Genomic DNA, 2,122 nt, shown 5'->3' with positions numbered 1-2,122 from the left:
AACGGCTGCGCTGCGCCGTAGACCTGATATTCCTTGATGTCGTTGCCGTTGGCCGCTTCGTCGTAAGTCGTCCACAGCAGCTTCACAGATGTACCGCTGCCCTTGGGATCTGCACCCAGAACCACTGGGCCAGGGGCTTGGTCGTCGAAGCGGATCAGGGCCTCGGTAATATCACCGTAGTTATTGGCTTGGTCCACCTGGCGGATGCGTAACAGATTGTCGCCTGGCTGCAGGGTAGCGGTGTAAGACCAGGTCGTTGCGGAGCAGCAAATCCTAGTGAGTTGGGCGTTATTGTTATTGCCGTCATAGATGTAAAGCTGCGCATTGCTTTCTTTGCTACCCGACAGTGTCACCTTACTGTTGGTTGTGATGGACGGGTAGGCGTTCAACTCAGGCGCTAGGGGGACGGTGTAATCCTGAGTGAAGTTGAAGGTACCCGTACGTTGATTACCAGCTTTGTCCTGTAACCGGTAATAGGCGGTGTAGTACCCCTCCAACAGCGGTGCACCGGGCACCAGCGTCAAGGTGTCGTCAACCAGGCTCAGGTTGCCAGCGATTCCTGCAGTGCCCTTCCTCAGGATGAGATAGCTGTTACCCAGATCCAGCCCGGTACCGGCCTCGTTAAAGGTAACCGAGATCTTGCTGGGGGTCGTTTTCGAGGCCACGTAATTGGGCCAATAAGCGCTAACCGACGGAGCGATGCTGTCAACGCTGAAATTGAGCACCACGTTGTCGGACAGGTTGCCGGCGGCATCCCGTACTCGCACCCTGAGGCTGCTCGTCCCTTCCGGCAGCGAGTAGTTGCTGATGGTCCAAGCGCCCTCACCCTGATTCACCGCCAGCACGTCGTTCACCAGAATGGCACTGGGCTCCGTGCGAATGCCCTTGATGGTGACCTGTTTGGCATTCAATGCATTAACTGCAGGCGCGATTAATGGCTCGGTTATTTGCGGCGTTGCAGGGTTAGTAAGGTCAACCTCGAAGCGCTGGACAAATACGTCCTCCACCTCATCTTCTGTGCCATTACCGTTCTGATCCATACCGCGCCCCTGCGCCGAACGCACACCCGACACGCGAAGCTCATAAACACCGTCGGTCAGCGCCTGAGGCAGGCGCACGCTGTATGTAACCGGGCTCAGAGCACTAATCTGTGCGGGCGCGATGACACCATCAGGCCCTTCCAGCTGCAGGGTTTGCGCATTGAGACTGGAAGGTTCTATTGGTGTACTGAAGTCAAGGGTGATTCTTTCAGGCGCTTTGTTGGTGAGGTCCGTCAAACTGCTACCCAACACCACGACAGCACCTGCATGGTTTTCCAGATGCAAGGAACCGACTCCAGCCGGGTAAGCTCCAGCACCAGCCGCGACACTGACCTGAGTCAACGGATCAAAACCATCCAACTGACCGTAATAGATAGCAATACGGCCACCACCGCCGGCCCCTGTAATAGACCCCTTGGCATCACCGCCAAGAGCGCGAATGGCAGTACCCGACCCGGCACGTAACAATTGAGCGTTAATCCAAATCGAACCGCCAGCCCCGCCGCCCACCGAGCCACTAACAGCGTAGCCCCCGCCATTGGCCAACACTTGACCTTGCAGATCCAACACTCTGCTCGCCAAGGAAAGCGCACCACCGCCGCGAGTAATGTAGGAAGAAGAACTCCCGCGACCACCTATACCGCGGGTGATCGGGTGGAGCGGATCACCAAAAGTTGGATTGACGGTACTATTGCCAGGACGACCACCTAGACCACCATGACTACCACCGGAGTAATTACCCACAGCGATGGAAGGCGCATCACCCAGTTCGGACACATCAATTCGCGAGTCTGCCGACACCTCGATGACATCAGCATTCAAACTCAGTGGAGAAGTAGCACCAGTATAGGTTTTGAGCACCGAGGCCTGTGAAAGCTGAATGCTCTGCAGGCTATGATCGCCATTTGCCAGGGTCAGACTGCTCGCCTGCAACACCAGCTTCCGAACAGGGGTAGCCTGCTCGTCGAAAGAGAACTCGCCACTCAATGATGCGTTGGCATTAATGAAGCGCAGCGGCCCGGCAAATGCCGGCTCCGTACTCAAACTCAGATTGCTATAAACGGCATTGCCGGTTGGCACGC

At 56.5% G+C, this 2,122-nt stretch carries 1 protein-coding gene; it reads right to left on the bottom strand.

Translation table 11 applies throughout. From position 1 onward, the window contains the following. A partial coding sequence (locus tag AYB31_RS21755; RefSeq protein WP_201787440.1) for a hypothetical protein occupies positions 1-2,122 on the bottom strand: 2,122 nt, incomplete at both ends.

The organism is Pseudomonas sp. BMS12 (assembly GCF_001592875.1).
GTDB lineage: Bacteria > Pseudomonadota > Gammaproteobacteria > Pseudomonadales > Pseudomonadaceae > Aquipseudomonas.
The sequence above is the reverse complement of the archived record's forward strand: the minus strand, read 5'-3'. Positions and strand labels throughout refer to the sequence as shown.